This window comes from Brevundimonas huaxiensis (genome assembly GCF_014218725.1).
Taxonomy (GTDB): domain Bacteria; phylum Pseudomonadota; class Alphaproteobacteria; order Caulobacterales; family Caulobacteraceae; genus Brevundimonas; species Brevundimonas huaxiensis.
Genome location: NZ_JABBJE010000001.1, coordinates 913,318 through 928,372, shown reverse-complemented (window position 1 = coordinate 928,372; position 15,055 = coordinate 913,318). Strand labels below are relative to the sequence as shown.

The window sequence follows — 15,055 nt, the reverse complement described above, 5'->3', positions numbered from 1 at the left end:
GGCCGGGGCCGCCGCTGCAAGGATGGCTTCGTGTCCGGATTGCGGCGGCGCCTCTTGGCTTGGCGGTTTTCGCCTTCTAGACAGGCGGCCATGAAACAATCCGTGAAGATGATCGTCGGCAATTGGAAGATGAACGGCGTCTCGGCCGCCCTGGCGCAGGCTGAGGCGATCAGGGACGCCGTCGGCACGACGGGGCAGGGCTGCCGTGTGGTGCTGTGCCCGCCGGCGACGCTGATCGACCGCATGCAGTCCGCCCTGGCGGGCAGCGGCGTGGCCGTGGGCGGTCAGGATTGCCATGAGAAGGCCGCCGGCGCCTTCACCGGCTCGGTATCGGCCGAAATGCTGGTCGACGCCGGCGCGACCTTCGTGATTCTCGGACATTCCGAACGCCGCTCTGCGTTCGGTGAGACCGATGCGGTCGTCGCCGCCAAGGTCGAGGCCGCCATCGCCGCCGGGCTGGAGCCCATCGTGTGCGTCGGTGAAACACTGCAGCAGCGGGAAGCGGGCGACGCCATCGCCGTGGTGTCGGACCAGGTCGCGGGCTCGCTGCCATCGAGCCTGGCCGAGCGCGATTTCGCAGTGGCCTATGAACCCGTTTGGGCCATCGGGACGGGCCTGACCCCGACACTGGACCAGATCGCCGAGGTGCATGCCGCCGTGCGCGCCGCCATCGTCGCAAAGCTGGGAGACGGCGCTCGCACCGCGCCCATTCTGTATGGCGGTTCGGTCAAACCCGAGAATGCGCGCGACATTCTGGCTACGCCGGAAGTCGGCGGCGCCCTGGTCGGCGGCGCGTCCTTGAAGGCCGAGGACTTCATGCCGATCGTCAACGCCGCCGCGTGACGTTTGCCCCTGGCGCGCTTCGATGATAGAGGCCGCCGCTTGATCGGCGCAGATCCGCGCCCACATGAATGACGCCATGCTCCAGACCATCCTGCTCGTCGCCATCATCATCGTCGCCATCGCGTTGACGGGCATTGTCCTGCTTCAGAAGTCCGAGGGCGGCGCCCTGGGCATGGGCGGCGGTCCGTCGGGCTTCATGACCGCACGCGGGGCCGGCAATCTTCTGACCGTCACCACCTGGTGGCTCGCGGCCGCGCTGTTCGCCCTGACGATCATTCTGACGGTGGTCGGCAATATGGACCGCGCTTCGGTGTCCGGCATCGACGCCGAGGCCGTGGGTTCGCTGGCCACGACGCCGCAGACCCAGACGCAGCAGCCCGCCCAGCAACAGCCTGCTGCGCCGGCCAAGCCGGCGACGCCTTCGCTGGATGATCTGGAAGCCAGCCTGCCGTCGGCCTCCACCGCTCCGGCGCCGGCCCAACAGCCCGCCCAGTAAGGCTCCGACAGAGACCCGAGTTTCAGAAAGCGCGCCGCAGGGCGCGCTTTCTTCTTTTGATCAACAGTTCGATTCGACGGCGGCATGACCGAGCCGCGAATCATGGAGTAAGGTGTCCCCCCATGGCTCGCTATGTGTTCATCACCGGCGGCGTGGTTTCCTCGCTAGGAAAAGGCCTCGCCTCCGCCGCTCTCGGCGCTCTGTTACAGGCGCGCGGCTACAAGGTCCGTCTGCGCAAGCTCGATCCCTATCTGAATGTCGATCCGGGCACGATGAGCCCGTATCAGCACGGCGAGGTCTTCGTGACCGACGACGGCGCCGAGACCGACCTGGACCTGGGCCACTACGAGCGGTTCACCGGCGTGTCGGCGGCAAAGTCCGACAACATCACGACCGGCCGCATCTATTCGACCATTCTGGAGAAGGAGCGTCGCGGCGACTATCTGGGCGCGACGGTGCAGGTCATTCCGCACGTCACCGACCAGATCAAATCCTTCTGCCTGACGCCCGCCCTGACCGATGCCGGCGAAGACGTCGACTTCGTGCTGGTCGAGATCGGCGGCACGGTCGGAGACATCGAGGGCCTGCCCTTCTTCGAGGCGATCCGCCAGTTGGGGCAAGACCTCCCGCGCGGCCAGAGCTGCTTCGTCCACTTAACGCTGCTGCCGTTCATCAAGACGGCCGGCGAGATGAAGACCAAGCCGACCCAGCACTCGGTGAAGGAACTGCGCTCCATCGGCATTCAGCCGGACATCCTGCTGTGCCGCTGCGAGCAGCCGATCCCGGCTGAGGAAAAGCGCAAGATCGGCCAGTTCTGCAACGTGCGCGAAAGCGGCGTCATCCAGGCGATGGACTCCGCCGACATCTATGCCGTGCCGTTGGACTATCACCGCGAGGGTCTGGACCGCGAAGTGCTGGCGCATTTCGGCATCAACGATGCGCCCGAGCCGGATCTGACCGGCTGGCAAGAGATCGCGCGTCGCCGCCTGCAGCCCGACGGCGAAGTCACCATCGCCGTGGTCGGGAAGTACACCGTCCTGAAGGACGCCTATAAGTCGCTGATCGAGGCCCTGCATCACGGCGGCGTGGCCAACAACGTCAAGGTCAACATCGACTGGGTCGAGGCCGACACCTTCGAAGGCGATCCCGAGGCCTGTGAGGAGCGTCTTCAGGGCGCGCACGCCGTTCTGGTGCCGGGCGGCTTCGGCGAGCGTGGCTCGGAAGGCAAGATCGAGGCGGCCCGCTTCGCCCGTGAGCGCAACATCCCTTACTTCGGCATCTGTTTCGGCATGCAGATGGCGGTGATCGAGGCGGCGCGGAACCTGGCCGGCTATCCCAAGGCCTCGTCCACCGAATTCGGCCCGACCGCCGAGCCGGTCGTCGGCCTGATGACCGAATGGACCCAGGGCAATCAACGCGTCCTGCGTCAGCAGGGCGGCGACCTGGGCGGCACGATGCGGCTGGGCGCCTATGATTCGACTCTGGCTGCCGGTTCCAAGATCGCCGAGATCTACGGCTCGACCGCGATCAGTGAGCGTCACCGCCACCGCTACGAGGTCAACATCAACTATCGCGAGGCGATCGAGCAGAAGGGCGGACTGGTCTTCGCCGGCCTGTCGCCCGACGGTGTGCTGCCCGAAACGGTCGAACGCCCCGACCACCCCTGGTTCATCGGCGTTCAGTATCACCCCGAGCTGAAGAGCCGTCCGTTCGCGCCGCATCCGCTGTTCGCCAGCTTCATCGGCGCGGCCGTGGTGCAGAGCCGCCTCGTCTGACGGAACGCGGTTCTCACGGACTCCATCGGGTCCGCGTTTTGCAGTAGACTGTCCGGAACGGATCGAATTGGCACGATCCGAATGCGGCGGGACCGTCGATGATCGGCGAGTTGCTTTATCACCTGCACCGGCACGTACGCCTGGTGCTGATCGCCGGAGCGCTGATGCTCGTGCTCGGCGTGGTCCTGGTCGGCTATGAAGCGCTGCGCCTTCTGGACCAGCCGCCGGCCCGCCCGGCCGAAGCCGGACAGGCCTTGAGCTAGATTAGTCGATCTTCAGCCGCACGAAGAGCATCGCCCCGTCGGGATCGCCGCCGTACAGCGGCTCCAACGCCGTCGGCACGCGATTCATGGCATAGAGACCGCCGAGACCGAAACGGACGTGTTCGGCGATCCGCCAGTCGCGGACCACGCCGACCGAGGCCTTTCCGACCGTATAGAGCGGGCCGTGGCCGCCGCCGACGCCGGGAACCAGTTCATCCGTCTCGATCCGCTCGGCGCGGGCGAAGACGGTCCAGCGGTCGTTGGGGTGGACGGCGGATTCCAGCAACCAGCCGTCCTTCGATTCGCCGTGGTCGTTAGTCTTTCGACCCCAGGCCAGGGTCGAGGACCACCAGCCGCCTTCGCCTAGTCGCCGCGTATGAATGGCGCTGGCCGACCATTTGGTCTCGTCCTCGTCAGGCTCCAGCTGTTCCGGCGCGGAGACATCGGCGTAGGAGGCCTGCAGCGACCATTGATCGCTCGGATTCCAGGCAGCCCGCACCGACCAACTGTCGAGCCGGGGCGAATCGATGCCCTAGCGTTCCTCGTCCGGCTCACGACCCTTAAAGGCCGAGGTCTCGATCTTGAACCGGTCGTGCGCCCAACCCAGGGTCGTCACGCCGAAGACGATATGGGTCGAATCCAGCCAGTGGTGGGTGATCGGCGCCTCGGGACTGTCCATCGCGCTCATGCGGTGCATGAAGGCGGGCGGGCCGAAAGCGGGCTCGCCGGGCAGGCCAATGTAGCCATAGACGCTGTCCTTGTCCGACAGACGCTTCGAGTAGCTGGCTGACAGCTCCATGAAGAGGTCGTGGGGGTGCTGACGATCGACCAGCGGATTGACGCCGTCCGCCGTCTCGCCCGCCGCCAGCAGCAGCGGATAGCCGGACTTGCCCATCAGCGGATCGGGGCTGAGCATCGCGCGCAGGTTCAGTTTCGAACCGTCGTCGAAATCGCGCCGCGCCGAGGTCATCAACATGCCGGCGACGAAGGTCTTGTCGCCGCCGCGAGGCCCGGACTGGGTGTCATAGACCAGGTTCAGCATGGCGTGCGTCATCACCATCCAGTCGCCACGGACGCTGTGGATGCCGCCGTGTTCGCTGGCGTCGGGTTGCCAGCCTGTGCCGGAGGCGTCGCGGCTCATGGGCCAGGGGCCGTAGGGGCTGGTCATCGTGTGACCCATGCTGGCGTGATCCGCCATGGGTTCGTCAGATGAGATGGGCATGTCGTGACCTGCGTGCGGATCGGCAGCGGGCTTGGTCGACGCGTGGTGGGAGTGATCCTGCGCCGCCGCGGCCTGAGCCAGGGCGAGCAGGGAAGCGCCGGCGCAGACGCCGACGAGAGTACGGATAGCCATTCAAGGCCTCCTCTGATGATCTTGACGGAGTGCGCCCTGCGAGGGGCGCGAGATGTGTCAGACGATCAGGAGGCGGGGTGGTCCGGGGTCCGGCGCCAGCAGGCGACCGGCCGGCAGAGCGGCCGGAACAGCGACGACGCGCGACGGCGACAGGGTCAAACGGGAAACCGGCGCAGGGGCCAGAGTGGGCGTCGCCACGCAGGCGACGCAGCAGATCATCGCCTTCATGGCCTTGGGCGCTTGGTTCGGGGTCTGGTCGGGCGAAGACTGACCCGTCTGATGGCAGAGCGCGGCGGTCGCCGGCGACGCCGAGGCGCCGACCGCGCCGAGCGCCAGCACCGACAGGGCGCCGATCAGCAGCAACAGGGATTGAACGATCTTCACGGCGTCAGGATAGGCGTCGGGTCACGGCGCCGCAATGCGTCAGCGCAGCGGCTTCTTGTCGACAAGGGGCAGACCCGGGGCGTCGGGCGCTGTCGCGCCGCCGTCGCCTAGCGCCCGCTGCATGAACACCACGTCGCGCCAGTCGTCGTGCTTCCAGCCGGCCGCCTTGAACACGCCGGCGTCGGTGAAGCCGCGCGTTCGGTGCAGGGCGATTGAGCCGACGTTCTCCGCATCACCGATGACCGCGACCATCTGACGAAGACCCATCACTTCGCACCGAAGGATCAACGCATCGAGCAGGACGCCGGCGACGCCGCGCCCCCGGGCCCAAGGCGCGACGTAGATGGAGTCCTCGACCATGTAGCGATAGGCCTGACGCGTGCGGAACGGCCCGGCGTAGGCATAGCCCGCGATCGCGCCCTCGATCTCGACCACAAGCCGCGGCAGGCCGAGAGCTTCGACCCCGGCCAGCCGGAACGCCATTTCGATCTCGTCGGGCGCTTCCAGCTCGAAGGTGCCGCGCCCATTGGCGACGCTTTCTGCATAGATGGCCGTGATCGCCGCAATGTCGTCGGGACGGGCGTCGCGAACCGTCAGTCCGCTCACGCCTGCTCCCATCCCTTGTCGATAGCCCAGACGGCGAAGGCGTAGTCGTGGGCGACTTCCTTCAGATAGTCGAACCGTCCGGCCGCGCCGCCGTGACCGGCCTCCATATTGATCTTCAGCAGCACAGGCTTACCAGAGGTGGTGGCGGGTCGCAGTTTGGCGACCCACTTCTCCGGCTCCCAGTAGGTGACGCGCGGATCGGACAGGCCACCCGTCGCCAGCACCGCCGGATAGGCTTTCGGCTCGACCTGATCGTAGGGGCTGTAGCTCATCATGTAGTCGTAGGCGGCCGGGTCCTCGATCGGATTGCCCCACTCGGGCCATTCCGGCGGCGTCAGCGGCAGGGAGGTGTCAGACATGGTGTTGATCACGTCCACGAACGGCACCTGACCGATGATCCCGGCCCAAAGGTCGGGCCGCATATTGTTGACCGCGCCCATCAGCAGACCGCCCGCCGATCCGCCCTGAGCGACGATGTTTCCGGCCGCGGCGTACTTCTTGTCGATCAGGTGTTCCGCAGAAGCGATGAAGTCGGTGAAGGTGTTCTTCTTCGTCATCTTCCGGGCGTCGAGGAACCAGCCCCAGCCCTTGTCCGATCCGCCGCGAATATGGGCGATGGCGTAGATCCAGCCGCGATCCACCAGCGACAACCGGTTTGTCGAGAAGCTGGCCGGCATGGGGATGCCGTAGGAGCCGTAGCCATAGAGCAGCAGGGGCGCCGAACCGTCGACCGGCGTCGATTTGCGACGCAGCACCGTGACTGGCACCAACTGACCGTCCGAGGCGGGCGCGTTCAGCCGCTCGACGACATAGTCTTCGATATTGTGACCAGACGGAATCTGCTGCGTCTTGCGCAGGGTCCGCTCGCGCGACGCCATGTCGTAGTCGAACGTCTGCGTCGGCGTGGACGGCGAATTGTAGGTGTAGCGTGTGGTCGTCGTCTCATATTCGGAGGCGCCGGCCAGCGAGAGGGCGAAAGCCGGTTCGTCCACCGCAATCTCATGCTCGGCGCCGGCCCGGTCGCGGATGATGATGCGGGTGTTGGCGTCTGCGCGTTCCTGACGCGCCAGATGGGCGTTCGTCAGATCCAGGCCTTCGATGAAGCGGCCCGGCGTGTGCGGCACCAGATCGGTCCAGTTCGCCTTGGCCGGCGTCGCGGTCGGGGCCTGGACGATCTTGAAATCGATGGCGTCGTCCGCATTGGTGCGGATTACCCAGCGGTCGCCCCAGTGATCGACGTCATAGCGGGTCGCCACCACGCGCGGCTCCAGCACGACGGGTTCGGCCGTCGGCGTGGCGGCGGGAATGTAGCGCGCCTCCGACGTTTCCTGGTTCTGAATGCCGATCACGATGAACTGGTCGTCGGCGGTGCGGCCCACGCCGATGAACATGCCGTCGTCGGCTTCCTCATAGACCAGGGTGGTCGCGCCGCCGCGCGCCGGGCGACGGAAGATCTTGTCCGGACGGCCGTTGTCGTCGCGGTTAGTCCAGAAGATCCACTGGCTGTCCGGCGAGAAGACGAAGTCGCCGGTGGCGCTGTCGATCACTTCAGGCAGCACCTCGCCTGTCGCCAGATCCTTGACGTAGATCTTGTGAACCTCGGAACCCTGGGCGTCCTCGGCATAGGCGAACAGCGTGTGATCCGGGCTGTGGCTTGCGGCGGACACTTCCGAATAGGCCTTGCCTTTGGCTAGCTCGTTGGCGTCCAGCAGCAGCTGGGGCGTCGGGGCCATGACAAAGTTTTTCGTCACCGGCTGACCATTGACCATCCACGTGCCCTGACGCTCGACGCGCATGTAGCGGGGGTGCTGATCGCCGGTCTGGTATTCGACGTAGTAGTTCCAGCCGCCATCCGGCGCCGGAACCGAGCTATCGTCTTCCTTGATGCGGCCGCGCATCTCGCTGAACATCGTCTCCTGCAAGGGCAGGGTGGAGGCCATCATGGCCTCGCGGTAGGCGTTCTCGGCGGTCAGGTGTTCCTTGACCTCGGCCTTGATCAGGGTCGGATCGCGCAGGACCGCCTGCCAATTGTCGTCCTTCATCCATTGATAGTCGTCGGTCCGGGTGCGGCCCAACTGTTCGATGACGACAGGGATTTTTTTGGCAACGGGCGGTTGAGGCATCGTGGATCCGGGGGACTGACGGGCGAGCGCGGGGGAGGCCGAAACGGCGAGGGCGGTCGCCGCCGTGGACATGATCAGTTGCCGACGATTCATCGGACGCTCCCTGCTTGTTTGAAGGGCGGACCTTGAAGGTCCGGCCCCATCGACGTCAAACGAAGAAACGACAAGCCGATCATCCGGCCAGCGCGTCCACCGTCATGCGCCGCAGCAGGTCGCCGCCCTGACCCACGGCCGCCAGACGGCTGGAGACGTGGCCCAGCACATTGGCGGCATAGACTTCGTAGAGGTCCAGTTTGCCCTGCAGCCAATCCGGATCACCGTCATTGGCGTCCAGCTTCGCCTTGGCCGCCAGCGCGCCCTTGGCCAGCATCCATCCGCCGGCCACATCGCCCAGCAGTTTCAGATAGGCGTCGGCGGCCGCCAGCACGTCGGCCGCCGCATTCGGATCAGCCTTCTGATCCAGCAGCCACAGGGTCGCGTCCTCGACCGCCTCGATGGCGGTGGCGAAGCGTTCGACCGGCTTGCCGCTGTAGAGCTTTCCGAGATCGACCAGGGTCGTCTTCATGTCTGCGATCAGCGCCTTGGCCGAATCGCCGCCGTCCATCGACAGTTTGCGACCCACCAGATCCATGGCCTGGATGCCGTTGGTGCCTTCGTAGATCGGGGCGATGCGGGCGTCGCGATAGTATTGCGCCGCGCCGGTCTCCTCGATGAAGCCCATGCCGCCGTGGATCTGGACGCCCATCGAGGCGACCTCGCAGCCGATATCGGTGGACCAGGCCTTGGCGATCGGCGTGAACAGGTCTTCGCGTCCCTTCCAGCGACGGCGTTCCTCCTCCGTCCCGGCGTGGCGGGCCAGATCGGCGGCGACGCCGGTCGATAGGCACACGGCGCGCGCCGCCGAAATCTTGGCCTTCATGACGCTGAGCATACGGCGCACGTCGGGATGGTCGAAGATCGGGGCGTTGGTCTCGCCGGTCCAGACCGAGCGCCCCTGACGACGGTCCAGGGCATAGGCGAGGGCGTGCTGATAGGCGCGTTCGGCGATGCCGACGCCCTCGACGCCGACGGCCAGACGCGCCGCGTTCATCATCACGAACATATGGGCCAGGCCATGGTTCGGCTGACCGACCAGTTCCGCAGTCGCCCCTTCATAGCTCATGACGCACGTCGGAGAGGCGTGGATGCCCAGCTTGTGCTCGACGCCGACGGGGCGGAAGGCGTTGCGATCGCCCAGCGTCCCGTCTTCCTTCACCGCATACTTCGACGCCAGGAAAAGGCTGATGCCCTTGGGCCCCTTGGGCGCGTCCGGCAGGCGGGCCAGCACCAGATGGACGATATTGTCGGTCGCGTCGTGGTCGCCCCAGGTGATGTAGATCTTCTGCCCGTTCAGCGCATAGGTCCCGTCGCCGTTCGGCGTTGCCGTGGTGATCAGCGAACCCAGATCCGATCCGGCGCCCGGCTCGGTCAGCACCATGGCGCCGGTCCATTCGCCGCTGACCAGCTTGGTCAGATATTTGGCCTTCTGCTCTTCCGTCCCGACCTGCTCCAGCGCCTCGATCGAGGCCAGCGACAGCATAGGGCACAGGCCGAACGCCATGTTGGCGGCATGGACGGTTTCATAGGCCGCCAGTTCCAGCGCCTTGGGCAAGGCCTGTCCGCCGGCTTCGGTCGAGGCCGAGAGCCCGGTCCAGCCGCCGGCCGCGAACTGGCGATAGGCGTCGGCGAATCCGGGCGCGGCGGTGACGGCGCCGTTGGCGTAGGTCGAGCCCTTCTGATCCCCGATCCGGTTCAGCGGGGCCAGCACCTCTTCCGAGAATTGTCCCGCCGCCTCCAGAACGGCGCCTGCGACGTCGGCGTCATAGTCGGGAAAGGCGCCGGTTGCGGCCACGTCGGCCATGCCGGCGACGGATTCCAGAGTGAAGGCCAGGTCTCGAACGGGCGCGCGATAGGTCATGGGTTTCCTCAATCGTCTTTGCGGCCTAAGTGCCGCGTCGGGGTCTGTCGCTGCAAGCGTCTTGGCGACGCGCCCCGTCTCAGTGCAAAGTGGCTGAATGCATGGTGACGCCGTGCCGTCGCGGAAGGGAAGACATGGGCGAGCCCCGCAATCGATATTCGGTCGTTTCCCTGCTGATGCACTGGGGCATCGCCGCCGCCGTTCTGACGCAGGTTCTGCTGATCACCGCGCATGAGAATACGGAAGGCCCGATTTCGGGCCAGTTCGTCATGCTGCACAAGTCGCTGGGTCTGACGATCCTGGTGCTGACCCTTGCACGGATCGGATGGCGCCTGGCGCATCCGGCGATTCCTTTGCCGTCGGCCTTGCCGCGCTGGCAGAAGGTGGCGGCGCGCGCGACGCACGTCCTGTTCTATCTGGCCCTGATCGTCATTCCTATGACCGGTTGGCTCGCATCATCGGCGGGCGGGCGCGCAATCGAGTGGTTCGGTCTCTTCTCCTGGCCCCTCTTGCCCGTCAGCGGCGGGCGTGAAGCGGCGCGCAGCCTGATGGGGCTGCACGAACTGGCTGTGAAGGGGCTCTATGTCTTGATCGCCCTGCATGTGATCGCGGCGCTGAAGCATCAGTTCATTGATCGGGACAATGTGCTGCACCGGATGATCCCGATCATCCCGCGCCGACCGTGAGTCAAACGCCGCTGCAAGCCGGACAGGCGCTGGCGAACGGCGATCTGATCCTGCTGCCGACCGAGACAGTCTATGGACTGGGCGCCGATGCCAGCAATGCCGAAGCGGTCGCCGCCATCTTCGCCGCAAAGGGACGGCCGAAGTTCAATCCGCTGATCTCGCATGTCGTCGATGCCGATGCGGCCGCCAAGATTGGGGAGTTGGGCCCGCTTGGATGGGCCTTGGCGGACGCCTTCTGGCCTGGGCCCTTCACCCTGATCACGCCGATCTTGGACACGCGCAGGGTTTGCGACTTGGCGCGCGCGGGGCTGGACAGCGTCGCGATCCGCGTTCCGGCGCATTCCGTGGCCAGAGAAGTGTTAGCGGCGTTCGGCGGCCCGGTTGTGGCCCCCTCAGCCAATCGTTCCGGCCGCCCGAGCCCGACGGCCTTCACGGATGCTGTCGAGGAGACGGGCTTTGCAGTCGCAGCGGCGGTTGATGGCGGGCCTTGTGAGGTCGGTCTGGAAAGCACGGTCGTGTCGGTGCTGGGCGGCGGGGTCGCCCTGCTGCGTCCCGGCGCCATCACCCGATCCGAGATCGAGGCGGTCGTCGGTCCCCTTCATGAGAGCGGGGAGGGGCATCGTTCGCCCGGGCGACTGACCCTGCACTATGCGCCGGATGCGCCGGTTCGGATCGAGGCGAAGCAGGCGCGTGACGGCGAGATACTGCTTGGCTTTGGCCCAGAAGCTGGCGAGCCGCGCTGGAGCCTGAGCCCGTCGGGCGACCTGCGCGAAGCCGCCGCCAATCTGTTCCGACTGCTGCGCGAAGCCGACCGCACACGGCCGACAGGTATCGCCGTATCGCCGATCCCGACGACGGGACTGGGTGAAGCCATCAACGACCGTCTACGCCGCGCCGCAGGCTTCGTCGGCTAGCCGAAGCGGGCCTGAAGATCGACGCTGGAATGGCGTCCGACGCTGTTCAGGCACGCGTTCAACCAATCGTCGGCAGCCGCACGGCCCCGCGCCTTCAGATCGTTGAGGAAGCTCCACTCGGTGTTGAATTTGGATCGCAGCGACAGGTCCGAAAGCCAGCCGTCCGCCTCGATCGCGTGCAACCGGACGTGCCGATAAGGTCCCGCGCCGCCGCCTTTCAACTGCCCGTGTTCGATCAGTTCACCCGCCAGGGCGATGGCGCGCAGTTCGGCGACCAGCGGGGCGTTGAAGACGATCTCGTTCAGCCGATCGACGATGTCGCCTGCGCTTTTCGGCGTCTCGTCGCGGACCATTGGGTTGAGTGTGATCAGCAGCACGTCGTCCGGCGTGTCGTCTCCGGTCAAAGGCCACAGCGGCGGATTGGTCAGATAGCCGCCGTCCCAATAGGGCTCGCCGTCGATCTCCACGGCTTGGAACAGATGGGGCAGGCAGGCCGACGCCATCAGGACATCGGCGTTGATCTCATTCGTCTGGAAGATGCGCGCCTTCGCCTGGCGCACGGCGGTGGCGGCGATGAAAAGCCGGATGTCCGAGGCCTGAACGGCGCTGAAATCGACTGAGGCCTGCAAAACCCGCTTCAGAGGATTATGGTTCAGCGGATTGAATTCATACGGACTCATCGACATCGCCAGCGTCTCGCCCGCGCGCCAGAATGGGTTGTCCTTGATCCAGTCGGGCGTCCGCGCCGCATTCCAGATCGCGCTGTCGCCAAAGACGTTGCGACCGCCGGACTGGTTCACCTCTCGCCAGAGTTTGTCCAACGCGGCGCGGCCATCGCCTGACGCGAGGCCCGACACCAACGCAGTTCCGTTCATCGCTCCCGCTGAGACTCCGGACACCGCGCGAATATCCAGACGATCGTCTTCCAACAGATGATCCAGCACACCCCACTGGAACGCGCCGTGCGCGCCGCCGCCTTGAAGCGCTAGGCATATGGGCCGTCGGGCGGAAGCGGCGGGAACGTTGTCCGCCGCCTCGGCGGTCTTGCGCTTGAAAATCGCCATGACCGCCGCCTTCCTTTGCTACTGAGCGGTCCAGCCGCCGTCGATCGAGAAACTGGCCCCGTTGGCCGAGGCGCCGAGGTCGCTGACCAGGTAGAGGAAGAGGCCGGTCAGCTCCTCCGTCGTGACGAACCGCTTTGTCGGCTGGGCCGCCAGAATGACGTCCGTCAGCACCTGCTCCTCGGTCATGTTTCGCGTGCGCGCCTGATCCGCGATCTGTTTGGTCACGATCGGCGTCTCGACGAAGCCGGGGCAGATGGCGTTGCAGGTGATGTTGTCGCGCGCCAGTTCCAGCGCTGTGGTCTTGGTGAAGCCGATGACGCCATGCTTTGCCGCGACATAGGCGGACTTGAACGGACTGGCCACCAGACCGTGCGCCGAGGCCATGTTGACGATCCGACCGCGCCCCTGCGCCTTCATGACCGGGATGGCCGCGCGCGTGGCGTAAAAGGCCGAGGACAGGTTGATGGCGATGATCTTCTCCCACTGGTCGGTGGGGAAGTTCTCGACGGATTCGACGTGCTGGATGCCGGCGTTGTTGACCAGGATGTCCAGGCGGCCCAGTTCGCGTTCAGCGAAGGCGATCATGTCGGCGATCTCGTCACCGCGCGTCATATCGGCTGGATGATAGAGAACGCGAACGCCGGATGAGGCCTCCAGATCGGCGCGGGTACGCTCGATTTCCGTCGGGTCGCCCAGGCCGTTCAGCACGACGTCGCCGCCGCCTGCCGCCACGGCCCGCGCCAGAGCCAGCCCGATGCCGGAGGTCGAACCCGTGATGACCGCGACCTGTCCTTTCAGATCGCCGATACCGCGTGCCGCCCGACTGTCAGCGCCCGTGGAGTTAGGCTCTTGCGACATGAATCCGCCCCTTGGTTTGTTTTGGCGAGATTAGCGGGAGGTCGATGTCGGGATCAAGAATTTCCCGATCTGATGAATATCCACTCGGTGTCGGTCGAAGCGGCCTTGTCGAACGCATAACCGTCCCGGTCGAAAGCCTTCAGGTCTGCGACCCGTTCCACGCGCTCGTCGATCGCGAAACGCGCCATGGTCCCGCGCGCCTTCTTGGCGAAGAACGAGATGATGCGGCTCTCGCCATTCTTCTCTTCCCGGAACTGGGGCGTGACGACAGGCAGTTTCAGCGCCTTTGCATCGACGGCGCCGAAATATTCCTGGCTGGCCAGGTTCACCAGCGTCGGATCCGACTGGCCTTCGGCGTCTTCGTTCAGTTGTTTGGAAATCCGGTCGCCCCAGAAGTCGTACAGGCTGGCCCCGCGACGCGTCTTCAGCCGCGTGCCCATCTCCAGGCGATAGGGCTGGATCCGGTCCAATGGACGCAGCAGGCCATAAAAGCCGGACAGAATGCGCAAGTGATCCTGGGCGAACGCCAAGGCCTCGGCGTCCAGTTCGCGCGCTTTCAAACCCTCATAGACATCGCCGGCAAAGGCGAAGGCGGCCTGAACGCCCTCGGTCGATTCAGGATCGAAAGCCTCGAAACGCGCGGCGTTCAGCGTCGCCAAATCGTCGGAAATCCCCATCAGCCGACGCAGGTCTGCCTTGGTCTGGCGCTTGGCGGTCTTGGACAGGCTGGCGGTGTCTTCGAGGAACCGCCGGTCCGTCGCCGGACTGGCCGCATCGGCTTCGGTGAAATCGAGGCGCTTGGCCGGGGAAAGAACAATCAGCAAGACGCGGCTCCGTAATGTCGCCGCCCACATAGGATGCTTCGATGACGATTTGAACCGGCTGCGACGAAGGGGCGCCTCAGGCGTCGCGCCGTGACCAGCCGAGCTTGCCGAGGGTTTCCATCGGGCGGAAGTCGGCCTTGTAATGCATCTTGGCCGAGCCCTGGACCCAATAGCCGAGGTAGACGAACGGGAGGCCGACGATGGCGGCCTGGCGCACATGATCTAGGATGGCGAACCGGCCCAGGCTGCGCCGCTCCATCGTCGGGTCATAGAAGCTGTAGACCATCGACAGGCCGTCTTTCAGCAGGTCCGTCAGGGTTACGGCGACCAGGTCGCCCGGTCCGCCGTCGGTGGAGGGCAGGCGGTATTCGATCAGATGGGTGCGCACGGCCGTATCCTCGACCATGGCGACGTAATCCAGCCAGCCCATGTCGCTCATGCCGCCGGTCGGATGGCGCGCGGTCAGATAGCGGCGCAGAAGCTGGAACTGTTCGGTCGTAGCCTCCGCTTCGACCAGGTCGCGCGACAGGTCGGCGTTGCGGGCCAGCACCTTGCGCTGCGAGCGGCTGAACGTGAACTCCGGCACCGGCAGCCGCACGGAGACACAGGCGTCACACGCTTCGCAGGCCGGGCGATAGGCGATGTTCTGGCTGCGGCGAAAGCCGGCCAGCGTCAGTTCGTCATTGACGTGCGCGCCGTCCGAGAAGCGCAGGTTGGCGAAGACCTTCCGCTCCGTCTTGCCCGGAAGATACGGGCAGGGCGCGACAGAAGTCATGAAGAAGCGAAGCTGTCGGGTCGGTACGTGCTGGGTCACGGCCTCAGGTCCACATCCGATCTTGCCAATATTGCGACGACACAACGCTCATCGCGCGATTTGGCGTCATCCGCCTTCCGGCTGCAAGCCTGTT

At 65.7% G+C, this 15,055-nt stretch carries 16 protein-coding genes; 6 read left to right on the top strand and 10 right to left on the bottom strand.

Annotated elements, in window-relative coordinates:
- Positions 1-90 precede the first annotated feature (90 nt).
- From tpiA to HF680_RS04690, 4 genes are all read left to right on the top strand, one after another.
- On the top strand, positions 91-843 hold the full coding sequence (tpiA, locus tag HF680_RS04705; RefSeq protein ID WP_185224213.1) for a triose-phosphate isomerase: 753 nt from the start codon (positions 91-93) through the stop codon (positions 841-843).
- 64 nt (positions 844-907) lie between these two features.
- Positions 908-1,339, top strand: coding sequence for a preprotein translocase subunit SecG (gene secG / locus HF680_RS04700; protein ID WP_055753529.1), 432 nt, complete (start codon positions 908-910; stop codon positions 1,337-1,339).
- A gap of 122 nt (positions 1,340-1,461) precedes the next feature.
- Positions 1,462-3,114 (top strand): CTP synthase, encoded by a 1,653-nt coding sequence (locus HF680_RS04695; protein WP_045811188.1) that lies wholly within the window; start codon positions 1,462-1,464, stop codon positions 3,112-3,114.
- 98 nt (positions 3,115-3,212) lie between these two features.
- Complete coding sequence (locus HF680_RS04690) at positions 3,213-3,377, top strand: hypothetical protein (protein ID WP_165116665.1); 165 nt, start codon at positions 3,213-3,215, stop codon at positions 3,375-3,377.
- A gap of 1 nt (position 3,378) precedes the next feature.
- Here the strand turns inward: HF680_RS04690 and HF680_RS15960 are convergent, their stop codons facing one another.
- The 6 genes from HF680_RS15960 to HF680_RS04665 form a co-directional block, all read right to left on the bottom strand.
- Positions 3,379-3,876 (bottom strand): hypothetical protein, encoded by a 498-nt coding sequence (locus tag HF680_RS15960; protein ID WP_235968828.1) that lies wholly within the window; start codon positions 3,874-3,876, stop codon positions 3,379-3,381.
- A 33-nt stretch (positions 3,877-3,909) separates the two neighbouring features.
- On the bottom strand, positions 3,910-4,731 hold the full coding sequence (locus HF680_RS15955) for a hypothetical protein (RefSeq protein ID WP_235968827.1): 822 nt from the start codon (positions 4,729-4,731) through the stop codon (positions 3,910-3,912).
- A 57-nt stretch (positions 4,732-4,788) separates the two neighbouring features.
- Complete coding sequence (locus tag HF680_RS04680) at positions 4,789-5,115, bottom strand: hypothetical protein (RefSeq protein ID WP_185224212.1); 327 nt, start codon at positions 5,113-5,115, stop codon at positions 4,789-4,791.
- 39 nt (positions 5,116-5,154) lie between these two features.
- On the bottom strand, positions 5,155-5,712 hold the full coding sequence (locus HF680_RS04675; protein ID WP_235968866.1) for a GNAT family N-acetyltransferase: 558 nt from the start codon (positions 5,710-5,712) through the stop codon (positions 5,155-5,157).
- A 5-nt stretch (positions 5,713-5,717) separates the two neighbouring features.
- Entirely contained in the window at positions 5,718-7,937 is a 2,220-nt protein-coding gene (locus HF680_RS04670; protein ID WP_185224211.1) for a S9 family peptidase, read from the bottom strand.
- Between the two features lie 79 nt (positions 7,938-8,016).
- Positions 8,017-9,801: an acyl-CoA dehydrogenase gene (locus HF680_RS04665; protein WP_185224210.1), complete on the bottom strand. Its 1,785-nt coding sequence runs from the start codon at positions 9,799-9,801 to the stop codon at positions 8,017-8,019.
- A gap of 134 nt (positions 9,802-9,935) precedes the next feature.
- Between HF680_RS04665 and HF680_RS04660 the strand changes: the two genes are divergently transcribed.
- Together HF680_RS04660 and HF680_RS04655 are read left to right on the top strand one after the other, a co-directional pair.
- Entirely contained in the window at positions 9,936-10,487 is a 552-nt protein-coding gene (locus HF680_RS04660) for a cytochrome b (RefSeq protein WP_185224209.1), read from the top strand.
- On the top strand, positions 10,484-11,401 hold the full coding sequence (locus tag HF680_RS04655; RefSeq protein ID WP_185224208.1) for an L-threonylcarbamoyladenylate synthase: 918 nt from the start codon (positions 10,484-10,486) through the stop codon (positions 11,399-11,401). Before HF680_RS04660 ends, HF680_RS04655 begins: the two co-directional genes overlap by 4 nt.
- Here HF680_RS04655 and HF680_RS04650 read toward each other — a convergent pair.
- From HF680_RS04650 to HF680_RS04635, 4 genes are all read right to left on the bottom strand, one after another.
- Positions 11,398-12,465 (bottom strand): patatin-like phospholipase family protein, encoded by a 1,068-nt coding sequence (locus tag HF680_RS04650; RefSeq protein ID WP_185224207.1) that lies wholly within the window; start codon positions 12,463-12,465, stop codon positions 11,398-11,400. The genes HF680_RS04655 and HF680_RS04650 overlap by 4 nt on opposite strands.
- A gap of 18 nt (positions 12,466-12,483) precedes the next feature.
- Positions 12,484-13,323 carry a 3-hydroxybutyrate dehydrogenase gene (locus HF680_RS04645; protein ID WP_185224206.1) on the bottom strand — a complete coding sequence of 280 codons (840 nt, stop codon included), beginning with the start codon at positions 13,321-13,323 and terminating at the stop codon, positions 12,484-12,486.
- A gap of 53 nt (positions 13,324-13,376) precedes the next feature.
- Entirely contained in the window at positions 13,377-14,147 is a 771-nt protein-coding gene (gene yaaA / locus HF680_RS04640; protein ID WP_185224205.1) for a peroxide stress protein YaaA, read from the bottom strand.
- Between the two features lie 76 nt (positions 14,148-14,223).
- Entirely contained in the window at positions 14,224-14,961 is a 738-nt protein-coding gene (locus HF680_RS04635; protein ID WP_045811178.1) for an arginyltransferase, read from the bottom strand.
- Positions 14,962-15,055 lie beyond the last annotated feature (94 nt).

Coding starts and splice junctions, on each gene's coding strand:
- HF680_RS15955 (WP_235968827.1), bottom strand. CDS start 4,731: ATGGCTATCCGTACTCTCGTCGGCGTCTGCGCCGGCGCTTCCCTGCTC.
- HF680_RS04695 (WP_045811188.1), top strand. CDS start 1,462: ATGGCTCGCTATGTGTTCATCACCGGCGGCGTGGTTTCCTCGCTAGGA.
- tpiA (WP_185224213.1), top strand. CDS start 91: ATGAAACAATCCGTGAAGATGATCGTCGGCAATTGGAAGATGAACGGC.
- HF680_RS04660 (WP_185224209.1), top strand. CDS start 9,936: ATGGGCGAGCCCCGCAATCGATATTCGGTCGTTTCCCTGCTGATGCAC.
- HF680_RS04665 (WP_185224210.1), bottom strand. CDS start 9,801: ATGACCTATCGCGCGCCCGTTCGAGACCTGGCCTTCACTCTGGAATCC.
- HF680_RS04670 (WP_185224211.1), bottom strand. CDS start 7,937: ATGAATCGTCGGCAACTGATCATGTCCACGGCGGCGACCGCCCTCGCC.
- HF680_RS04645 (WP_185224206.1), bottom strand. CDS start 13,323: ATGTCGCAAGAGCCTAACTCCACGGGCGCTGACAGTCGGGCGGCACGC.
- secG (WP_055753529.1), top strand. CDS start 908: ATGAATGACGCCATGCTCCAGACCATCCTGCTCGTCGCCATCATCATC.
- HF680_RS04690 (WP_165116665.1), top strand. CDS start 3,213: ATGATCGGCGAGTTGCTTTATCACCTGCACCGGCACGTACGCCTGGTG.
- HF680_RS04650 (WP_185224207.1), bottom strand. CDS start 12,465: ATGGCGATTTTCAAGCGCAAGACCGCCGAGGCGGCGGACAACGTTCCC.